Annotated in this window: 19 protein-coding genes and 6 tRNA genes; 14 read left to right on the top strand and 11 right to left on the bottom strand. The window is 54.8% G+C overall.

The features are described from left to right. The first annotated feature begins 214 nt into the window (after positions 1-214). Both ACMV5H_RS08790 and ACMV5H_RS08785 read left to right on the top strand, forming a co-directional pair. Positions 215-646: a hypothetical protein gene (locus ACMV5H_RS08790; protein ID WP_115159913.1), complete on the top strand. Its 432-nt coding sequence runs from the start codon at positions 215-217 to the stop codon at positions 644-646. Continuing rightward, positions 643-2070 (top strand): FKBP-type peptidyl-prolyl cis-trans isomerase N-terminal domain-containing protein, encoded by a 1428-nt coding sequence (locus ACMV5H_RS08785; RefSeq protein ID WP_179251702.1) that lies wholly within the window; start codon positions 643-645, stop codon positions 2068-2070. The genes ACMV5H_RS08790 and ACMV5H_RS08785 overlap by 4 nt, the downstream gene beginning before the upstream one ends. 143 nt (positions 2071-2213) lie before the next feature. Here the strand turns inward: ACMV5H_RS08785 and ACMV5H_RS08780 are convergent, their stop codons facing one another. Genes ACMV5H_RS08780 through fepD form a run of 3 tightly spaced genes read right to left on the bottom strand, consistent with a single transcriptional unit; the run spans position 2214 to position 5111 of the window. Continuing rightward, a complete protein-coding gene (locus ACMV5H_RS08780; protein ID WP_021178674.1) occupies positions 2214-3014 on the bottom strand; it encodes an ATP-binding cassette domain-containing protein in 801 nt (266 codons plus the stop codon). Continuing rightward, positions 3011-4036: an iron-enterobactin ABC transporter permease gene (gene fepG / locus ACMV5H_RS08775; RefSeq protein ID WP_115159912.1), complete on the bottom strand. Its 1026-nt coding sequence runs from the start codon at positions 4034-4036 to the stop codon at positions 3011-3013. Before fepG ends, ACMV5H_RS08780 begins: the two co-directional genes overlap by 4 nt. Before the next feature lies 1 nt (position 4037). Further along, on the bottom strand, positions 4038-5111 hold the full coding sequence (fepD, locus tag ACMV5H_RS08770; RefSeq protein ID WP_115159911.1) for a Fe(3+)-siderophore ABC transporter permease: 1074 nt from the start codon (positions 5109-5111) through the stop codon (positions 4038-4040). 160 nt (positions 5112-5271) lie between these two features. Here fepD and entS point away from each other — a divergent pair, with 160 nt between their 5' ends. After that, a complete protein-coding gene (gene entS, locus ACMV5H_RS08765) occupies positions 5272-6540 on the top strand; it encodes an enterobactin transporter EntS (protein WP_179251705.1) in 1269 nt (422 codons plus the stop codon). Here entS and fepB read toward each other — a convergent pair. After that, positions 6527-7486 carry a Fe2+-enterobactin ABC transporter substrate-binding protein gene (gene fepB / locus ACMV5H_RS08760; protein WP_115159909.1) on the bottom strand — a complete coding sequence of 320 codons (960 nt, stop codon included), beginning with the start codon at positions 7484-7486 and terminating at the stop codon, positions 6527-6529. The two genes, entS and fepB, sit on opposite strands and share 14 nt — an antisense overlap. 194 nt (positions 7487-7680) lie before the next feature. On the opposite strand from fepB, the gene ACMV5H_RS08755 reads away from it, so the two are divergent. Genes ACMV5H_RS08755 through dhbA form a run of 4 tightly spaced genes read left to right on the top strand, consistent with a single transcriptional unit; the run spans position 7681 to position 12144 of the window. Beyond that, positions 7681-8889, top strand: a complete 1209-nt coding sequence (locus tag ACMV5H_RS08755) for an isochorismate synthase (protein WP_094982033.1) — start codon at positions 7681-7683, stop codon at positions 8887-8889. 10 nt (positions 8890-8899) lie between these two features. Next, positions 8900-10528 (top strand): (2,3-dihydroxybenzoyl)adenylate synthase, encoded by a 1629-nt coding sequence (locus ACMV5H_RS08750; RefSeq protein ID WP_115159908.1) that lies wholly within the window; start codon positions 8900-8902, stop codon positions 10526-10528. Positions 10529-10531: 3 nt separating this feature from the next. Next, positions 10532-11386 carry an isochorismatase gene (locus ACMV5H_RS08745; RefSeq protein ID WP_115159907.1) on the top strand — a complete coding sequence of 285 codons (855 nt, stop codon included), beginning with the start codon at positions 10532-10534 and terminating at the stop codon, positions 11384-11386. Beyond that, a complete protein-coding gene (gene dhbA, locus ACMV5H_RS08740; RefSeq protein WP_021807038.1) occupies positions 11386-12144 on the top strand; it encodes a 2,3-dihydro-2,3-dihydroxybenzoate dehydrogenase in 759 nt (252 codons plus the stop codon). The genes ACMV5H_RS08745 and dhbA overlap by 1 nt, the downstream gene beginning before the upstream one ends. A gap of 425 nt (positions 12145-12569) precedes the next feature. Here dhbA and ACMV5H_RS08735 read toward each other — a convergent pair. The 4 genes from ACMV5H_RS08735 to ACMV5H_RS08720 form a co-directional block, all read right to left on the bottom strand. Further along, a tRNA-Lys gene (locus tag ACMV5H_RS08735) sits at positions 12570-12645 on the bottom strand. Between the two features lie 33 nt (positions 12646-12678). Then, positions 12679-12754: transfer RNA gene (locus tag ACMV5H_RS08730), tRNA-Val, on the bottom strand. 38 nt (positions 12755-12792) lie between these two features. Further along, positions 12793-12868 (bottom strand) — tRNA-Val (locus tag ACMV5H_RS08725). A gap of 33 nt (positions 12869-12901) precedes the next feature. Next, a tRNA-Val gene (locus ACMV5H_RS08720) sits at positions 12902-12977 on the bottom strand. A gap of 56 nt (positions 12978-13033) precedes the next feature. Here ACMV5H_RS08720 and ACMV5H_RS08715 point away from each other — a divergent pair. The 6 genes from ACMV5H_RS08715 (at position 13034) to ACMV5H_RS08690 (ending at position 15821) form a co-directional block, all read left to right on the top strand. Continuing rightward, on the top strand, positions 13034-13168 hold the full coding sequence (locus ACMV5H_RS08715; RefSeq protein WP_021178665.1) for a hypothetical protein: 135 nt from the start codon (positions 13034-13036) through the stop codon (positions 13166-13168). Positions 13169-13260: 92 nt separating this feature from the next. Continuing rightward, positions 13261-14676 (top strand): glutamate--tRNA ligase, encoded by a 1416-nt coding sequence (gene gltX / locus ACMV5H_RS08710; RefSeq protein ID WP_059201432.1) that lies wholly within the window; start codon positions 13261-13263, stop codon positions 14674-14676. 220 nt (positions 14677-14896) lie between these two features. Beyond that, positions 14897-14972, top strand: a tRNA-Ala gene (locus ACMV5H_RS08705). A 62-nt stretch (positions 14973-15034) separates the two neighbouring features. Then, positions 15035-15110, top strand: a tRNA-Ala gene (locus ACMV5H_RS08700). A gap of 133 nt (positions 15111-15243) precedes the next feature. Beyond that, a complete protein-coding gene (locus tag ACMV5H_RS08695; protein ID WP_021178663.1) occupies positions 15244-15471 on the top strand; it encodes a type II toxin-antitoxin system Phd/YefM family antitoxin in 228 nt (75 codons plus the stop codon). A gap of 44 nt (positions 15472-15515) precedes the next feature. Further along, positions 15516-15821, top strand: coding sequence for a type II toxin-antitoxin system RelE/ParE family toxin (locus ACMV5H_RS08690; protein ID WP_223500180.1), 306 nt, complete (start codon positions 15516-15518; stop codon positions 15819-15821). A 138-nt stretch (positions 15822-15959) separates the two neighbouring features. Here ACMV5H_RS08690 and ACMV5H_RS08685 read toward each other — a convergent pair whose 3' ends face one another. After that, positions 15960-17147 carry a NupC/NupG family nucleoside CNT transporter gene (locus ACMV5H_RS08685; protein WP_021178662.1) on the bottom strand — a complete coding sequence of 396 codons (1188 nt, stop codon included), beginning with the start codon at positions 17145-17147 and terminating at the stop codon, positions 15960-15962. 378 nt (positions 17148-17525) lie between these two features. Between ACMV5H_RS08685 and ACMV5H_RS08680 the strand changes: the two genes are divergently transcribed. After that, positions 17526-18764 (top strand): Nramp family divalent metal transporter, encoded by a 1239-nt coding sequence (locus tag ACMV5H_RS08680; protein ID WP_021807035.1) that lies wholly within the window; start codon positions 17526-17528, stop codon positions 18762-18764. Between the two features lie 243 nt (positions 18765-19007). Here the strand turns inward: ACMV5H_RS08680 and ACMV5H_RS08675 are convergent, their stop codons facing one another. Together ACMV5H_RS08675 and mgrA are read right to left on the bottom strand one after the other, a co-directional pair. Beyond that, entirely contained in the window at positions 19008-19403 is a 396-nt protein-coding gene (locus tag ACMV5H_RS08675) for a DUF2502 domain-containing protein (RefSeq protein ID WP_414821709.1), read from the bottom strand. A gap of 256 nt (positions 19404-19659) precedes the next feature. After that, positions 19660-20649: an L-glyceraldehyde 3-phosphate reductase gene (gene mgrA, locus ACMV5H_RS08670; RefSeq protein WP_414821708.1), complete on the bottom strand. Its 990-nt coding sequence runs from the start codon at positions 20647-20649 to the stop codon at positions 19660-19662. Positions 20650-20682: the final 33 nt, after the last annotated feature.

The following is a 20682-nucleotide window of genomic DNA, read 5'->3' as shown; positions in this document are numbered from 1 at the left end:
GTGAGCCGTCCTCGTTGAAAAAACATTTCCTGGTGGAGTGTCTGCGATAAGTGGCAGGAGATCTAACGCGGCACTTGCCCTGTTGCTGTTGCCACCAAGTATGACCTGTCTTATCATCCCAACCGGGCAATCGCAATATTGCCCGTCAATGGAGGCGATCCGCGTGCGCACGGGCAGCGGTGACGGACATTATCCAGTCAGGAAGGAATAAAATTTGAAACAGCTTCAGAAACCCCGTGGATACCGGCAGCCACTGCTTGCCTGTCTGATCATCAGCAATGTCCTGCTGATGGCTGGCTGCGCGAATGAACGCCCGGTCACCTCGTCTGTCACACCGACTGCGGAGCCTACGCCCGTTGTCGTTGAAACCCCGCCATCCCCGCAAGAACCGACGCCTATAAGCAGGTGTCAGAGCGATCTTGCCGCGTTGCAAACCGTTAGTCCTCGGACCTATGCCGTCAGGAAGGCTAATTTTGACAGTCTGCTAGCCAACGTCTCGTTTTACAGCGGGGTACGCGGTGATGTGAACGCATTGACCAAAAATACGGTAGACGCACTGTATAAATATAAAACCAATCAGTTGTGCACACAGATCGGGCAGGACTTGCTTAACGGACTGATCCGCAAAATGGAGAGCGTGAAATGAAGTTGGGGTTAAAGTATGGTTTGGCCTTGAGCCTGACGTTGCCGGTGGGCTGCGCATTGGGTGCAGAGCAACTCAAGGATGACAGGGCCAGCACCATCAATGCCTTGGAAGCGATCACCAGCCAAGAGAGCGAGGCTCCGGCGTTGTTGCTGTTGAGCCCTTCTCAACTCAATGAGATCAGCCCTCCCGCAGAAAGGAAAGTGAGTAAACCTTCCACCAATACCAAGACCCAGACCCGCGAGTCAGCGCCCCTGCAAGCGCAAATCAAACAGCTAAATGCAGCCCTTGCCCAACGGGACCAAGAGCTGCAGCAGCTGCGTCAGGCAGCACAGCAGGATGCGGATGCTCGCGCCGAGATTAGCCAGTTGAAAAAGACCCTGCAGGAGAATTTGCAGGCGACGGAGCAGATGCAGCAGGATATGGTGGCTGCGGCGACGGCTAAAGGTGAGAACTCCAACGAAAACGGTAGGCTACAGCAGGCGCTGGACCAAAGCCGCCAACAGAGTTCGGCGTTGCAGAAACAGTTGGCTGCCCTGGCCAAAGCACACACCGATAATAGCGAGGAAAACAAGGCGTTGCAGGCAGAGTTGAACGATAGCCGTCAACAGGCCGAGCAAGCGAAAAAGGCGTTGGCCGAGTTAACGGCGAAGACTGAAGCTAAACCTATCTTGCAGCTTGCGCTGGACGAAAGCCTGCACAACCAACTGACGATGCTGAAAGTAGCCAACGAACAGCAACAGGCGGAAAACAGCCGGCTGCAGCAACAGCTGGCTACGCAGCCACGAGAAATCATCGAGCCGAAGTCAGAGCGTGAGATCCGTGATTATGCCATCGGCAGTTCCCTGGCAGAAGACATGTTGGCCTTGCTCAAACAGCGAGCGGCTCAGGGAGTTGAAGTGGATAGCCGTCTGGCGCTGGCGGGGGTGCAAGATACCTTCGCGGGCAAGCTCAAGCTGCAACCGGAGCAGATCGACAAGGCCTTGGATGCCAGCGAAAAGTTGGTGCAACGTAATGCACAGCAGCAAAAGTTGGACACCGAAAAGGCAGGGGCAGCTTACATTGAGCAGTTCGCCAAGCAAAAACAGGTGAAGAAAGAGGCTTTAGGTTACTTTTACCGGATCGATAAGGTCGGTAAAGGAACTATTGGCGCGAACAACATGGTCAGCGTGGCGGTAAAAGAGAGCCTGATTAACGGTAAAGTCGTCAAGGATATGCAGGCGGCAGGCACCTCGGTCACCCAGCTACTGAGCAGCTATCCACCGATATTCAGAACGGCGATCTCGAAGCTGCAAAATCACGGCAGTATCACGATGGTCGTCCCGCCAAGCTTGGCTTACGGCGATAAAGGTCTGCCCCCTGATATCCTGCCGGGATCGACCATGGTCTATAACGTAACGGTATTGGATGTCGCACCTGCCAAGTAAATGGAGCACGGCTGTGGCTACCTGCGTAACGGTTTTTCAACCTTGCACGGCCATAGTTAGTAACAGCTCACGGTGATGAAGTCTCAGTAGAGCCATCGGCTATCAGCCGGTGGCCTGATTTTTCATTGTGGGTTTGCTGGCCGCTATTTCCCCAATGGCACCACCAGCGGCGTATGCGAAACCGGATCGTCGATGATCACGCACTTCAGCCCGTAAACTTCCTCGATCAATTCCGGCGTCACAATGTCTTTTGGTGCCCCCTCGGCCACCACTTTACCGTCGCGCATGGCGATCAGATGGGTGGCATAGCGGCAGGCATGGTTGAGATCGTGCAGCACCACCACCAGCGTGTAATGATTCACCCGATTCAACTGGCGCAGCAGTTCCAGCAGATCGATTTGGTGAGTGATGTCCAGCCAGGTGGTCGGTTCATCCAGCAGCAGCAGCGGCGTTTGCTGGGCCAACACCATGGCGATCCACACCCGCTGGCGTTGGCCACCGGAAAGGGTGTCGACGGGTTGATCGGCCAACTGCGCCACGCCGGTTGAGCGCATGGCCTGCTCCACTGCCTGTTGGTCTTCTTCGCGCCAGCGGCTGAACAGGCTCTGATGAGGGTAGCGGCCACGGGCAACCAGATCGAACACCGTGATATCGCCTGGGGCAATTGAGCTTTGCGGTAACAGGCCCAGTTGGCGTGCGACTTCTTTGGTGGGATATTCGCGGATTTGTCGGCCATTTAGCCATACTGAGCCCGCCTGGGGTTGCATCAGGCGGCTGAGGGTGCGCAGCAGCGTGGATTTACCGCAGGCGTTTGGCCCGATAATGACCGTCAGTTCGCCGTGAGGAATAGACACTGAAAGATCGCGTGCGACGATTTTCTTGTCGTAGCTCAGCGTCAGGTTTTCGGCACGCAATGGTGCGGTTAACGGGGTTTCAGCATTCATTTTTTTCGTGACTCACGGATTAGTAACCAAATCAGATAGATGCCACCGATGCTGACGGTCAACACGCCGACCGGCAACTGATAAGGCATAAACAGGCGCTGCGCTGCCACATCGGCCGCCAGCAATAATAGGGCACCGGTCAGCGCGGTGAGCAGCAAGACATGCTGGTTGGCGCACAGGCGGCGGGCGATTTGTGGGGCGACCAGAGCAATAAAGGAAATCGGCCCGGCCACGGCGGTGGCGGCAGCGGTTAGTATCACGCCGACCAGCAACAATAACAGCCTGGAGCGTTCAACCCCAACGCCGAGCGCACAGGCGGTGTCATCTCCCATTTCCAGCAACCGCATACGCCTCGTTAACGTCAGTAATACCAGTAACGCCAGCAATAACACCGCCAGCACTGGCAGGCTTTTCGCCCAGGTGATGCCGTTGAGGGATCCGGCATACCATAGCCCAGCGGTCATGGACGCTTCCAATGAGGCGCTGATGATCATCCAGGTATTGGCGGCCAGCAGCAGGGCGCGAACGGCAATCCCGACAATAATCAGGCGGAAGGTTTCTACCCCGTTACTCCAGGCCAACAGATAAACTACCCCGGCGGTAAGCAGGCCACCGGCCAACGCCCCAGAGGTAATGCTGATAACGTTGCTGTTAAACAGCACGATGGCGACCAGTACGCCGCTATAGGCTCCCGTATTGAAACCAATCACGTCAGGGCTGCCGAGCGGGTTACGCAAGAGTGACTGGAAAATCGCACCGCTGAGGCCGAGCGCCGCCCCTAACAGTAAAGCCATGGCGACGCGTGGTAAACGCCACTGGGTGACGATCACCGCAAGATTGGCCGGGCCTTCACCGCGTAACGCGTCGATCACTTGCGCAGCGCTGAGCTGCAAGGTACCAGAACCGAGGGCATAAACCGCCAGAGCCAGACAGGAGAAAAACAGCAGCAGGGCAGTTGCCAACGGGCGCGCCAGCCGAAACGGCTTTTTGGCGAGGATCGGGCGGGAAACCAACAGGCTCATCTTATCCTCCCCGCCGGAACATACGGCGCTGACGCACCAACATAATCAACATCGGCGCGCCGATCAGGGAGAGTACGATAGAGACCCGCAGTTCTCCCGCGACCAGAAAGCGGCCCAGTAAATCAGCGCTCAGTAGCAGGATCGGCGTTAAAACCAGCGTCCAGGGCAGCATCCAGTTGAGTTCTGATCCCGCCAGCCGCCGGGCAATGTGGGGCATCATCAGCCCGACAAAGGCGATAGGGCCAACGGCGGCGGTAGCTCCGCCACACAGCAGCGTAATAGCTAACAGGCCAAGCAGTTGGGTGCGAATAATTCCGGTGCCGAGCGCCGCTGCAAGCTCACTCCCCATACTTAAGCTGTTCAACGCCTTGCTAAGCCACAGGGTAATCAACGTGCCCAGCAGGATTGGCAATGCGACGTTGCGCACTACCGCCATATTCTGAATGTCCAGTGTGCCAGCCTGCCAAAAACGCAGCTGATCGAACACCAAAGGATTGAGCAGAGCGATGCCGGTGGTCATCCCTTCCAGCACGGCGGCCAGCGCTACCCCGGCCAAGGTCAGGCGCACTGGATTAACGCGGCTGCCGCCCATTGCGCCTACCAGCGCCACCAACAGCGAGGCAAACAGCGCACCGGCAAAGGCGAACCACAGATATTGGCTGACGTTGGTCGCACCAAAGAAGGTAATGCCCAACACCACGGCGAAACCGGCTCCGGAGTTAACCCCCAAGATACCAGGGTCTGCCAGCGGGTTGCGGGTGAGGGTTTGCATCAGCGCGCCAGCCAGCCCAAGTGCGATGCCAGCCAACACGCCGATCAGCGTGCGTGGCAGGCGTGCTTCGGTAATGATGACGCAGTCTGCGCCGCTGCATTGGCCATTCAGCGCGGCAACGACGTTACTGAAAGGAATGGATTTAGCCCCCAGCGACAGGCTGAGCATCATCACCAGCAGCAGCACGACAAAGGCGCATAGCAGGCCAAACAGACGCAGCCAGAAGGAGGGGGATAACCCCATAAACAGAGTGCCCCTGCGGTCAGGAAGCGGAGGAGAGCAATTAGGTGTAAGCCGGAACATGACAGCCCATTATTAACTGAATATCAATGATATCTATTATCATTATTGATTGTATTTATCTATGGTAGCATGGCAGCCTGACCAGCACTAGCGCTGAGCCTCTCGAATATCGTGTCGTTGTTTGTGGAAGATCAAGGATATAAGTTGTGGTGATAACAAAATGAATAAACCCTCTATTTTGCTCGATTTTAGCCTGCTTAGGACCAACCCCGCTTTTCGTGCCGTATTCTGCGCCCGTTTTATTTCGATCCTGGCATTGGGCCTGATGGCGATCGCCATTCCGGTGCAGATCCAGGCGCTGACTGGGTCAACTCTGTTGGTTGGGCTTGCGGTGACCCTGGCGGGCGGCGGAATGTTTGCCGGTTTGCTGATGGGCGGGGTGCTGGCCGATCGCTATGAACGCCGTCGGTTGATCCTGTTTGCGCGCTCAACCTGCGGTGTGGGCTTTCTGGGGTTGTGCCTCAATGCTGCGCTGCCTGCACCTTCGCTAACGGCGATTTATCTGCTAGCGGTATGGGACGGATTTTTTGGTGCGGTAGGCGTGACGGCGTTGCTGGCGGCGACACCGGCGATCGTTGGCCGTGAGAATATCGTGCAGGCCGGGGCCATCAGCATGCTGACCGTACGCTTTGGGTCGATCCTGTCTCCCGCTATCGGCGGGGTGGTGATCGCTGGGGCAGGTATCAGCTGGAACTATGCGCTGGCGGCTTTGGGGACGCTGATCACTTTGATCCCGCTATTAAAATTGCCTCAGTTGCCACCACCACCGCAGCCGCGTGAACATCCGTTGCGGGCGCTGATCGGCGGCTTCACCTTCCTGTTCCAGAACAAGGTGATTGGCATGGTGGCGCTGATTGGTGCGTTGATGACCATGGCCAGCGCGGTGCGTGTGTTATATCCGGCCATCTCCGGTATGTGGCAGGTCACTACCCAGAGCCTGGGGATCATGTATGCGGCGGTGCCATTAGGGGCAGCGATTGGCGCATTTACCAGTGGCCGGGTGGCTCAGGTGGCACGGCCGGGCTGGATGATGTTGATAACGGCGATAGCGGCTTTCGTGGCCGTGGGGCTGTTTGGCCTGATGCCTTGGTACGGTATGGCGCTGTTGTGCCTGGTGGTGTTTGGCTACCTCAGCGCGCTGAACTCGCTGCTGCAATATGGCCTGATACAGAACCTGACGCCGGACGCGTTTCTGGGGCGGATTAACGGCCTGTGGACCGCGCAGAACGTAGTAGGGGATGCGCTTGGTGCCTTGCTGCTCGGCGCGATGGGGGCATTTATGCTGCCAGCGATGAGCTCTACCAGCTTCGGTTTTGGTGCGGCGCTGCTGGCCGTGGTGCTGGCGTTTGCCATGCGTGGTTTGCGCAACGTGAGCATGGGCGGGCAGAGCGATAAACTCCAACCCGCCACTACGGCTACGGAGAAATAAACAGCTTTTCCAGACGCGTCAGCAAGTTGCTGGCGCTGTAATAATCCAGGCGGAAGGTGTCGTTCCCCAATGGGTAAACCCGCTTATTCTCCACCGCTGGCAGATGAGCCAGGAAACTGTTGCTCATCAGCCGCTGTGCATCACTTTCATCGTTGGCGAATAACAGCAGCGTTTGTCCATTCAAGCCTTCTGCCAGGTTTTCACCGCCGAGCTGCACGATGTCTTTACGCGCCCCTTGGCTGGTGCTGGCGTTGAGCTTTGGCGGCAAAGTGGCTAGGGTAAAGCCTAGCTGTTGCAGCAGTTGCCCTTGAGATGAATCGGCGGTCCACAGGTTGGCATTCTTGCCATCGCTGCGAAATACCAGTGCCGTTATGGGCTGTGGTGGCAATGTCATTTGCTGTTTCAGCGTTTTCTCACGGCGATCAAACTCGCTGACGATCTTCTCCGCTTGTGCTTCATGGCCAGTTGCTTCGCCGAGGATGTTGGCCAGTTCCTGCCAGCTTTTATCGTCGTAGTTCACCACCAGCACCGGAGCGATGGCCGACAGCTGATCGTACAGGCGCACCGCAGAATCGGCCCCGGTAGCGGACATCACGATCAGGTCCGGTGCTTCACCGGCGATCGCCTCGGCGTTGGGTTCACCAATATATAACCGCTTCACTCCACGCTTGGCCGCAATCTCTCCCCACTGGTGGAAAAAACCTTGCCGATCCGACAGCCGATTGTTTGGGCTGGTGGCTCCGCTGGCGATCACCGGGGCGTCGATCGCTAACAGCGTACCGGTGACCGTCACGCTAGTGGAAACGATGCGCTGTGGGGGTTGGTTAAGGGTGATAACGCCGTGCGAGGTTTCGATATTGCGCGGCCAGGCTTTAGTCTCGGCTTGGGCAACGCTCAACGCCAGCAGGCCAAACAGCGCCAGGCTGAGCCGCAGGGGGATTGACATCGGTGAGATCCTTTTAATCCGAATGATTATCATTCATTGGTCATAAACCACCAAGTTTACCCCTTAATGTGGGTTAGCAGAAGAGGTTACGTTTATTGACATGGTCAGTTCTGGCAGGTACTTTATCGCGGATGCAATACAAATGATAATCATTATTATATTGGTTATTGTTAATGAAACAAGAGGAAGTACCTATGGACGTAGCCGTTAAGGGCGCTGCGCAAAAGGACCTGCAACAGGGTGTAGATCTGGCACAGGCCGCCACAATATCCCCGACTTCAGGTTTCTTTTTTACCTCGCCTTTTCGCAGTCTGAGCACCCAGGGATGCTTTGCCCGCATCACCTTGCCAGCGGTGGATGGCGATGACCTGCAGGGCCAATTCCAGCAGGCGATACAGCAGACATTTGCGCAGGCCCGCAAGGCAGGCATCAAGGATCCGCTGCTGTGCGGCGCAATCCCTTTCGATACTCGTCAACCCTCGTCACTGTTTATCCCGCAACAGACGCAATGGTTCGAACGTGAAACCCTGCTGACCAGCTTGGCGCCTGCTGCTGGACCGATCCCTGAGATTGTCCGCCAAACCGAGTTGCCAGCGCAGCCGCAGTTTATGCAGATGGTTAGCGATGCCGTACAGGCAACTAGCGGTGATCGATTGGACAAGGTAGTGCTCGCCCGCCTGTTGGACATTGAAACCAGCAAGCCGGTAGACCACGCAGCGCTGATGGCGCGCATCATTGCCCAGAATCCGCACGGCTTCCATTTCCACGTGCCGCTGGCAGAGGGGGCATTGGTGGGAGCCAGCCCGGAGCTGCTGCTGCGTAAATTTGGCGACCAGTTCCATTCCAACCCGCTGGCAGGTTCGGCTCGGCGCGAAAGCGATCCGCTGCAGGATCGGGCCGTCAGCGAACAACTGTTGGTTTCGGGTAAAGACCGCTATGAACACCAGATCGTGACCGAAGGCATGCGCCAGGTCTTGGCTGGGCGTTGCAGTCATTTGCATATTCCCGCAACCCCTGAACTGCTCAGTACCACCACGCTGTGGCATCTTTCGACGCCAATCGACGGTGAAGTGGCCGACCGGGCAGAGAATGCCCTGTCGCTGGCCTGCCTGTTGCACCCTACGCCGGCATTATGCGGTACCCCAACGCTGGCAGCTCGCGATCTCATCGAACAGCTTGAGCCGTTTGACCGGCAGCTGTTTGGTGGCATCGTCGGCTGGTGTGACGCCGAGGGCAACGGAGAATGGGTCGTCACCATCCGTTGCGGCACCGTGAAGGGTAATCAGGTACGCCTGTTTGCCGGTGCGGGCATCGTGCAGGACTCTTCCCCGCAGTCCGAATGGCACGAAACTGGTACCAAACTCAGCACCATTCTGCGTGCGTTTGGCCTTAATCAAGGATAGAGAGTCCCCCATGACTATTGCTTTTACCCCCTGGCCTGAAGAGTTCGCGCGCCGTTACCGCGAACGCGGCTATTGGATCGATCGACCGTTGACCGACATCTTGGCCCGTCAGGCAGATAACGACGCTATTGCCATGATCGACCCGCAACGCAGCTTAAGCTATCGCCAACTGGAACAGCTTTCCGATCGTCTAGCCGCCGCCCTGTTACGGCGCGGGCTACAATCCGGTGATACCGCGTTGGTTCAACTAGGCAACGTGGTTGAATTCTATGTGGTGTTCTTTGCCCTGTTGAAAATCGGCGTGGTGCCGGTGAATGCCCTGTTCAGCCATCAACGTAGCGAACTGAACGCCTATGCCAGTCAAATCAAGCCTGCGCTGCTGATTGCCGATCGCGAACATGCCCTGTTCGCGCAGGAGCCGTTCCTGGATACGTTCAGAGAACAGCATCCTTCGCTACGGGTGGTTGGGCTGCGTAATCAGGCCGAAGGTGAACAGGCGTTGGCTGCTTGGCTGGAAGAGGAGCCAGGTGCTTTTGAACCGACGCCAACGGCCGCCGATCGGGTGGCGTTTTTCCAGCTTTCCGGTGGCAGCACCGGTACGCCGAAGCTGATCCCGCGCACCCATAACGATTATTACTACAGCATTCGCCGCAGCGTAGAGATTTGCCGTTTTGACAGTGCTACCCGCTATCTGTGTGCGTTGCCGGTGGCCCACAACTATCCAATGAGTTCTCCGGGCGTGTTGGGGGTGTTTTACGGTGCCGGGCTGGTGGTATTTGCCAGCGATCCTGCGGCTGCCCAATGTTTCAAACTGATCGAACAGCATCAGATCACGGTCACCGCGTTGGTGCCGCCTGCGGTTACCCTGTGGTTGCAGGCGATCGAAGAGTGGGGCAGTAATCAGCCGTTAGCCAGCCTGACGCTGCTGCAGGTTGGCGGAGCCAAATTGGGGGAAACCCTGGCGGCCCGCATACGCAATGAGATCGGCTGCCAGTTGCAGCAGGTGTTTGGCATGGCCGAAGGGCTGGTGAACTACACATTGCTGGATGACGACGACCAACACATTCTCACCACCCAAGGCACGCCAATGTGTCCGGACGACGAGTTGTGGGTGGCAGATGAACAAGGTAATCCGCTGCCTGTAGGGGAAACGGGCCGCTTGATGACGCGTGGGCCATACACCTTCCGCGGCTATTACCAAAGCCCTGAGCATAATGCCGAAGCCTTTGACGAGAACGGTTTCTACTGTTCCGGCGATCTGATCAGCCTGACGGCGGACGGTTATGTGCAGGTACAAGGGCGGCAGAAAGACCAAATCAACCGTGGTGGTGAAAAGATTGCTGCAGAAGAAATTGAAAACCTGCTGCTGCGCCACCCGGCGGTGATTAACGCCGCGCTGGTGTCGATGCCGGACGAGCTGATGGGTGAAAAAAGCTGCGCCTTTGTCATCGCGCTCGAGGCCGTCAAACCCGTGTTACTGCGCCGCCATTTGCGTGAGCAGGGCGTGGCCGAATTTAAATTGCCCGACCGCTTTATTCAGGTGGAGTCACTACCGTTAACCCCGGTCGGTAAAGTCGATAAAAAACTGCTGCGTGAACGCCTGGAAGCGCAACAACTGGCTCAGGCCAAAGGAGAATAAGTCATGGCGATCCCTAAACTTAACGATTATGCGTTGCCAACGCCGAGCGAACTGCCGGTTAACAAGGTTAACTGGGCCTTCGAGCCACAGCGCGCAGCACTGCTGATCCACGACATGCAGCAATATTTCCTCAATTTCTGGGGTGAAGATAGCCCGCTGATCACACAGGTGGTCGAGAACATCGCCGCTCTGCGCCGCTACTGCAAGCAGCAGGGTATCCCGGTGTTTTATACCGCGCAGCCTAATCAGCAAAGCGATGAAGACCGTGCCTTGTTGAATGATATGTGGGGGCCGGGGCTGAACAAGCACCCAGATCAGCAGGCGGTGGTCAGCGAATTGGCGCCGGATGCTGACGACACGGTGTTGGTGAAGTGGCGTTACAGCGCGTTCCACCGCTCGCCGCTGCAAGAGATCCTGCAAGAAAGTGGGCGCGATCAGCTGATTATCTGCGGCGTTTACGCGCATATTGGCTGTATGACCACGGCTATCGACGCCTTTATGCGTAACATCAAGCCGTTTATGGTGGCCGACGGTCTGGCGGACTTCTCCCGTGAGGAACATCTGATGGCCCTGCGTTACACCGCCGGGCGCTGTGGTCGGGTGGTGACTACCGCCGATCTGCTCCCTGGTATTGCCAGCATCGATGCGTTGCGCCAGCAAATTATCCCATTGCTCGATGAAGATAGCGAAGACATCGGCAATGATGAAAACTTGATCGATTACGGTCTGGACTCGGTGCGTATCATGGAGTTGGCAACCCGCTGGCGTAAAATTCGTGAAGATATCGATTTTATCGCGCTGGCCAAATCACCGACGATCGATAGCTGGTGGGCGTTGCTTTCCGAGAGGAAATCCTGATGGGTAGAGAACAGGAATTTAGTGGTAAACGCGTTTGGGTGACCGGTGCCGGGGCGGGGATTGGTTATCAAACCGCATTGGCATTTGCACAGAGTGGGGCCGAGGTTATCGGCTTCGATCTGCATTTTGGCGATCTGGACTACCCGTTCCGCACCGAGGTACTGGATATCACTGATGCCGATGCGGTAGAGAGCGTTTGTCAGCGTTTATTGGCGGAACATGAGCGGTTGGACGTGTTGGTCAATGGGGCTGGCGTTCTGCGCATGGGGCTGACCGATGAAACCAGCAATGCGGACTGGCTGGCCTGCATGGCGGTGAACGCCGGTGGTGCCTTTAACCTGTTCCGTCATACCTTGCCGGTGTTCCGCCGTCAGAAGCAGGGGGCCATCGTGAGCATTGCCTCTAACGCGGCCCATGTGCCACGTGTTGGCATGGCGGCCTACTGCGCCTCCAAGGCCGCTATGCGCAGCCTGTGCCAAACCGTGGGGTTGGAAATGGCGCCTTATGGTGTACGCAGTAACCTGGTTTCCCCCGGTTCGACCAATACCCCGATGCTGCGCGGGATGTGGCAGGATGAACACGGAGAAAGCAATATGATCAAGGGTTTCCCCGACCAGTTTAAGTTGGGGATCCCGTTGGGCAAGATTGCCCAACCGCAGGAGATTGCCGATGCGATTCTGTTCCTGGCGTCTGACCGGGCTAGCCATATCACGATGCAGGATATTGTGATCGATGGTGGGGCGACGTTGGCGGCTTGAGTTATTGCCAATGCGTTAAAACCGTAGGGAGCCGAGTTGGGCTCCCTTTTTGTTTTTGATAGTTAGTAACTAATTGCCTTTAAAGTATTTATTTCTTTGCGGCGGCTAGGTTAATGGCGGAATAACCGGTAGCACGGACTGTTCCCTCTCCCTGTGGGAGAGGGTTAGGGTGAGGGGACATCACCGTGGGCTAAGGGGGCGGTTGCCAGGTAGGTCAAAAGAGTAGCAGGGGGCGAGCATTTGGCACCTGTACGGTGGGTCGTGCAGGATGACCGGCCGCCGCCGTTGTCTCGCAAGCGAGACTCGAACCTGAACGCAGGTTCTCACCCACACGACCCTTCTTTGCGTATGTGGTGAAGGAGATGGCACTGTTGTGGGGAGCACATATGCGAAAAAGGCGCCTAAAGGCGCCTTTTTCTAAATGGTGGTGGGTCGTGCAGGATTCGAACCTGCGACCAATTGATTAAAAGTCAACTGCTCTACCAACTGAGCTAACGACCCACGAATGTGGTGTACTGCTTTCTGAAGCTGAAATGGTGGGTGATGACGGGCTCGAACCGCCGACCCCCTCCGTGTAAAGGAGATGCTCTACCAACTGAGCTAATCACCCACTTCAGGACTTCCAGATACTACCCAATGAGAGAATGATGGTGGGTGATGACGGGCTCGAACCGCCGACCCCCTCCGTGTAAAGGAGATGCTCTACCAACTGAGCTAATCACCCTCATTGTTCTCATTTTTTACTGCGTTAACAAGATGGTGGGTGATGACGGGCTCGAACCGCCGACCCCCTCCGTGTAAAGGAGATGCTCTACCAACTGAGCTAATCACCCCGTCTTGTTGGAGTCGCATTATAGGGATAGTTGAAAGTGAGTCAACGGTTTTTAAAATGATTTCAATCGTTCGCCGCAAATTTAGACAGGATGCGATATTTATCGCCGACCAGGACGATTCTTTGCACAGTATCCTGCGTAGTGGGCCGCAAAGCGTAGTGGCCGATAGCGCGTCGGCGTTGAGGAATTAGCATGGAGTGGTAGAATGTCGTCCACTATTTTACATTCCGAGCAATCGTCGGCACTCCGCTGACACGCGTTGCGTAATAAGGCAGTGAACCCAATGAAAATCAAAACCCGTTTCGCCCCAAGCCCGACCGGCTATCTGCACGTCGGCGGCGCCCGTACTGCGCTCTATTCCTGGTTGTTCAGCCGCCATTTCGGCGGTGAGTTTGTATTGCGTATCGAAGATACCGATCTCGAACGTTCAACCCAGGAAGCTATCGACGCAATTATGGATGGCATGAACTGGTTAAACCTGGATTGGGATGAAGGCCCGTACTTCCAGACCAAGCGTTTCGATCGCTACAACGCGGTGATTGATGACATGCTGCAACAGGGAACGGCCTATAAGTGCTATTGCTCGAAAGAACGCCTGGAAGCGCTGCGCGAGAAGCAAATGGAAAACGGCGAGAAGCCACGCTATGACGGCCATTGCCGCGATAGCCAGTGCAGCCACACTGCCGATGAGCCACACGTAGTGCGTTTTCGTAACCCGCAGGAAGGTTCGGTCATCTTCGACGATAAAATCCGTGGCCCGATCGAATTCAGCAACCAGGAGCTGGACGATCTGATCATTCGCCGTACCGACGGTGCGCCAACCTATAACTTCTGCGTAGTGATCGATGACTGGGATATGGAAATCACCCACGTGATCCGTGGTGAAGACCATATCAACAACACGCCGCGCCAGATCAACATCCTGAAAGCGCTGGGGGCACCGGTGCCGGAATATGCTCACGTGTCGATGATCCTGGGTGATGACGGTAAAAAACTGTCTAAACGCCACGGTGCCGTTGGCGTGATGCAATACCGCGATGACGGCTACCTGCCGCAGGCGTTGTTGAACTATCTGGTGCGTCTGGGCTGGTCCCATGGCGATCAGGAAATCTTCTCTATTGATGAGATGAAAGAGTTCTTCACTCTGGATGCGATCAACAAATCCGCCAGCGCCTTCAACACTGAAAAGCTGCAGTGGTTGAACCATCACTACATTAACCATATGCCAGCGGAAGAAGTGGCGGTGTATCTGGCATGGCATGTTGAGCAGCAGGGGATTGAAACCCGCAACGGTCCAGAATTGAAAGATCTGGTCAAACTGCTGGGCGAGCGTTGTAAAACCCTCAAGGAGATGGCGGAGTCTTGCCATTACTTCTACCAGGACTTCAGCGAGTTTGACGCCGATGCGGCGAAGAAACACCTGCGTCCGGTCGCACGCCAGCCGCTGGAAGCCGTACGCGCCAAATTGGCCGCTATTACCAACTGGACGCCAGAGAACGTGCACGACGCCATTCAGGGCACTGCAGACGAACTGGGCGTGGGTATGGGCAAAGTAGGGATGCCACTGCGCGTCGCGGTCACTGGCGCTGGCCAGTCACCGGGCATGGACGTTACCGTACATGCTATCGGCCAGGCTCGCTCCCTCAAGCGTATTGATCAGGCGTTGGCTTATATTGCCGAGCGCGAAGCGCAAGCCTGACCGTTAGTTGCCCGCTAAACCGACAAAGCCCTGCGAAGCGATTCGCGGGGCTTTTTTCTTGCCGGTTTGTTTTGTACCCAAAGCGGCGGTTTTTTAGCATTAAACGCGCTGATTTGGCGGCTTTTTCAGCGCTTGATCGAGGAATTCAATTTAGCCGTTGACAGGGTTTCTGGGGTTTCATATCATGCGCACCGTTCACAGGATTTCGTGATTGTGGATTGGGGCTATAGCTCAGCTGGGAGAGCGCTTGCATGGCATGCAAGAGGTCGACGGTTCGATCCCGTCTAGCTCCACCAACCTTTTATCTCAGGAAGGTTGGGGAATACCGTAACGCACGGTTAACGCGTACCACTTTTGTGGGGCTATAGCTCAGCTGGGAGAGCGCTTGCATGGCATGCAAGAGGTCGACGGTTCGATCCCGTCTAGCTCCACCACCATTTGAAAAGCCGACCCAAGGGTCGGCTTTTTGCATTCTAAGGCTTTACCTCTGGACTGAATTGTTGTTATCAGTTTTTATATAGACTATATTTGGTCTTTTACTGGCAATAATTTACTGCTGGAGACATTATGAAAACAGAAACTATCAGCTATCTGAAACAAAATGCCGCCAAGCTCGATCTGTCGGAACCTTTGATTGTGACGCAAAACGGTCTTCCTGCTTATGTTATCGAGTCCTACGGAGATCGTATGCGCAGGGATGAAAGTATTGCTTTGCTCAAGCTTATGACGCTGTCTGAGAAAGATATTGAGCTAGGGCGAACCTTCTCCCGTGAACAAATCTTGGATTCACTCTGATGACTGCGAAAGCGGTAACTTTCATTTATTCAGGGACCGCGAAAATGACGATGCAAACCATCGCGTATTTTTTGCGCTCTCACCAGATTGACCCGAAACCGGCTATAAAAAGAGCATTGGTTGAGTTTGAAGAGAAAACCGGTGTTTTTCCTGAAGGAAGTCCTGTCTGTGATGAATTGCTAGCTCTTGGGTGCGCTAAATACCGGGAATGTAATACAGCTGACGGATACCGAGTGCTCTATAGCACCACGTTTGGCAAAGAGGATACGCGGATTTACGTCCACGCGATGTTGTCCCAAAAGCAAGACATTGCAAGCTTACTTTTCAACCGCATACTTGAATGGCAGTAAGATTTTCTGAGCGTCATGCCAGCAATAACTATGTCCTCCTCAAAAAATAGAATCGCATGCTTTATCGGCATCAAATAAAAAACGCCCGATAAACTTCATCGGGCGTCTTAAGACTAGAACTTGTCGGTGCTAAAGCTGTTAGCCCAGAACCAAGCCTGTGATGGCCGCTGACAGCAGGCTAACCAGGGTAGAGCCGTAAACCAGCTTAAGGCCGAAACGTGAAACCACGTTGCCCTGATGCTCGTTCAACCCTTTAATCGCACCGGCTACGATACCGATAGAAGAGAAGTTGGCGAAGGACACCAGGAACACGGACAGGATACCCATGCTGCGTGGAGACAGCTCAGCACCGATTTTCTGCAGTTCCATCATGGCAACGAATTCGTTGGAAACCAGCTTGGTCGCCATGATGCTGCCAACCTGTAACGCTTCATGCTTAGGCACGCCAAGGACCCAGGCAAATGGATAGAAGAAGTAACCCAGGATTTCCTGGAAGCTCAGGCCGAAGATGGCGCTGAACAGGCCGTTAAGCGCGGCAATCAGGGCGATAAAGCCAATCAGCATCGCGGCAACGATAATCGCCACCTTGAAGCCTGCCAGAATGTATTCACCCAGCATTTCAAAGAAGCTTTGGCCTTCGTGCAGATTGCCGAGGTGCAGCTCTTCTTCTTTACTGGTGTCATAAGGGTTGACCAGTGACAGGACGATAAAGGTGCTGAACATGTTCAGTACCAGTGCCGCCACGACATACTTGGCATCCAGCATGGTCATGTATGCGCCAACGATGGACATGGAAACTGTCGACATCGCGGTAGCGGCCATGGTGTACATGCGTTTTTCTGACATCTTGCCCAGCACATCTTTGTAGGCAATGAAGTTCTCAGACTGGCCCAGGATCAACGAACTGACGGCGTTGAAGGATTCCAGTTTACCCATACCGTTCACTTTAGACAGCACGGTCCCGATGATGCGGATGATAAACGGCAGCACTTTGATGTATTGCAGAATACCGATCAGGGCAGAGATGAACACGATTGGGCACAGCACCTTCAGGAAGAAGAAGGCCAGACCTTTGTCACCCATCCCGCCGAACACAAAATCAGTCCCTTGCCCCGCAAACCCGAGCAACTTGTCGAACATTGCTGCAAAGCCTTTTACAAAGCCTAAACCTGCTTCCGAGTTCAGGAAGAAATAGGCCAGTAACACTTCAATAACCAACAACTGAATAACATAGCGGATGCGGATGTTTTTACGATCGCGGCACACTAACAGGGCCAGGATTGCAACCACCACTAACGCTAACGCAAAGTGCGCAATATGGGACATGTTTGCTCCAAATTTGAGGCAGGCTGAATTTCGGTTGTCATTTTATGTAACGCCAAGTTTAAAAACGAGACATTCATAGCAAATATGGAAAATCATAGTGGAGATAGTCCTAATCTATGACGGCAAAGCACCAAAGATCAAGATGTTAATAAATATGCGTGTTCGTGGCATTTTTGTGCTATTTTTATTATCAAGCGTGATCCGCTCTGAACCTTGTGATCTAGAGTAGATGGAAACGCCAGGATTTCATGCGATCTGTTCGATAAAACCTTCGTTTTTGGCTATCGCAGAGATAACCATTATCGCTGCAAATGCACTTGATAATCATTATCACTTAAGTAAAGATGAAGGTGAGCTAAATTAGTAAGGGTTTTCGCTATGCTGAACAGTCGCGCGGTTAACAATACTTCCTCCAGCCGCCCGTCCAGAAAGATCAAACTTTCTCTGATGGGGCCTGCCTTTATCGCCGCCATCGGCTATATCGACCCCGGTAATTTTGCCACTAATATTCAAGCTGGCGCTTCTTTTGGTTACACGCTGCTGTGGGTGGTGGTATGGGCCAACGTCATGGCGATGCTGATCCAATTGCTGTCTGCCAAACTCGGCATCGCTACCGGTAAAAACCTTGCTGAGCATATCCGCGATCGCTTCCCGCGCCCGGCCGTCTGGGCTTATTGGGTGCAGGCGGAGATTATCGCGATGGCCACTGACTTGGCCGAGTTTATCGGTGCCGCGATCGGTTTCAAACTGCTGCTGGGAGTAACGTTGTTGCAGGGGGCAGTCCTCACCGGCATTGCCACCTTCCTGATCCTGATGCTGCAAAAACGCGGGCAAAAGCCGCTGGAACTGGTGATTGGCGGCCTGCTGCTGTTTGTGGCAATGGCCTATATCGTGGAGCTGGTATTTTCTCAGCCGCAGTTGAGTGGGTTGATTAGAGGGATGGCGATCCCGGATTTGCCGAATGGTGACGCGGTGTTTCTTGCTGCGGGGGTGTTAGGGGCAACCATCATGCCGCATGTGATTTATTTGCACTCCTCGCTGACGCAGACTGCCGGTAAAGACTCTAAAGCCGAACGTTATTCGGCCACCAAGCTGGACGTGGCGATCGCCATGACCATTGCCGGTTTTGTTAACCTGGCGATGATGGCCACCGCCGCTGCCGCATTCCATTTCAACGGCCACAGCGGCATTACCGATCTTGACCAAGCTTACCTGACGTTGCAGCCGTTGCTCGGCAATGCGGCGGCCACCATTTTTGGCCTGAGCCTGGTTGCAGCAGGTCTTTCTTCTACCGTGGTAGGCACCTTGGCGGGGCAGGTGGTGATGCAGGGCTTTGTCCGCTTCTATATCCCTATCTGGGTACGGCGGGTGGTCACCATGATGCCATCGTTTATTGTCATCATGATGGGGATGGATGCGACGCGTATTCTGGTTTTGAGCCAGGTGCTGCTGAGCTTTGGTATCGCCCTGGCGTTGGTGCCGCTGCTGGCGTTTACCGGCAACCGTGAACTGATGGGGGATATGGTCAACGGTCGTCTAATCCAGAATCTCGGTAAACTGATTGTGTTGGTGGTGGTTGGGCTCAACGGTTATCTGCTGATCAGTAACTTGCTTTAGGATCGTTCCTCTCACCCTAGCTTATGTAGAGGGGTTAAACGTGCTACAGACTGACTTCTGCACCTGATTACTATACCGAACAGCTCCCTCGCCCTGTGGGAGTGTATAGACCGGGGGCATGTTGAACACTTAGCATCCTTTACTCAGCCTTTTTTCTTCTTACATCACTTTCCGAAGCAGTACGAGCTAATCAAAAGCTCCAGACAGCTCCCTCTCCCTGTGGGAGAGGGTTGGGGTGAGGGGTCAATCATCATGATCGTGATGATTATTTTTGTGATGGTGCTTATTCTTATGGTGCTGCTTTTTATACTGTTTGTAATAATATTTATCAGCCTTGCGGTAGCGGCCATCATGGTAGTAATAATTTTTATGCCAGTAATCGCGGTCCCGCCAGCGATAGCCATCCCAATAGTAGCCACGGCGGCTGCGCTCCCCTAAATCACGCCCCTGATGGCCATGCCACCAATCGCGATCGCGCCAATCGTAACCGTCCCAGTAATTGCCGCGTTTGTCCTGGTCACCAATCTGCAGCGAGACCCCCGGCAGCAAATCAATATTGACGCTGCTGGCATGGGCGATGTGGGCGATGGGCATGAAAAGCGCCGCCAGAATGGCTGCGGTAAACAGAGGTTTAAACATTTAGGCTCCCTTGGCCGAATACCGATAATGAAGCACGTTCATCGTTATAGGTTTTGGCCATGCAAACGGTTGTTATCCCTCGTTCTTTAACGCTGTGCGTAAAATCCCTGAGGTATTTATCTGAGAGATGTTAACGCCGTGGAGCGACCGCGCCTTTGGGCAAATTCTGAAAGCCATGGAGAACACCGGGGATTGGGAGTTATCTGAGGAGAACGGTGAGAAAACCGCCGATACCCTACCGGCGGCTTGTAAGCGATTACATCAGGATCTGCTCTATCTTGGCGATCTCTTCTGCGCTGAATTTACGGTTGGCCAACATACCGACCGCATCTTCAATCTGGCTGACTTTGCTAGCACCGATCAAAACGGAAGTGACGCGATCGTTACGCAACACCCACGCTAGCGCCATCTGCGAAAGCTTTTGGCCACGCTGCTCTGCTAGCGCGTTCAGTTGGCGAACCTTTTGCAGTTTCGTTTCGGTAATCTGTTCGGGAGTGAGGGATCGGCTACCGCTCGCTGCGCGGGAATCAGGCGGAATGCCTTGCAAATAGCGATCTGTCAGTATGCCTCCGGCCAGCGGCGAAAAGGCGATGGACCCTACGCCATGTTCTTCCAGCGTATCCAGCAACTCGGGTTCGACCCAGCGTTCAAACATCGAGTACTTTGGCTGGTGGATCACACAAGGAGTGCCAAGCTGCTGCAGAATGGCAAATGCCTGCCGCGCCCGTTCGGCCGGGTAATTCGATAATCCGACATACAGCGCTTTCCCTTGGCGGACTATCAAATCCAACGCCGCCATGGTTTCTTCCAGCGGCGTATCCGGGTCAGGGCGGTGATGGTAGAAGATATCCACATAGTCGAGCTGCATGCGTTGCAGGCTCTGGTTCAGGCTGGCGACCAGGTATTTCTTCGATCCCCAGTCACCGTAGGGGCCAGGCCACATGGTGTAGCCCGCTTTGGAGGAGATAATCAACTCATCGCGATAAGGCTGGAGATCCTGATGCAAAATGCGGCCGAAATTCTCCTCTGCAGAACCCGGCGGTGGCCCGTAGTTATTGGCCAGATCGAAGTGGGTAATGCCAAGATCGAAGGCACGATGCACCAGATTGCGTGCATTGTCATACAGCGTGCTATCGCCAAAGTTGTGCCACATACCGAGTGAAACGGCCGGCAGTTGCAGCCCGCTGCGTCCGCAACGGCGATATTCCATATTCTGGTAGCGGGCAGGCTCAGCTTGATAAACCATAAGATCCTCATCGACAGCGGGGAAGGGTATTCA

The sequence above is a fragment of the Serratia sp. N21D137 genome, assembly GCF_047530005.1.
Taxonomy (GTDB): Bacteria; Pseudomonadota; Gammaproteobacteria; order Enterobacterales; family Enterobacteriaceae; genus Chania; species Chania fonticola_B.
The sequence above is the reverse complement of the archived record's forward strand: the minus strand, read 5'-3'. Positions and strand labels throughout refer to the sequence as shown.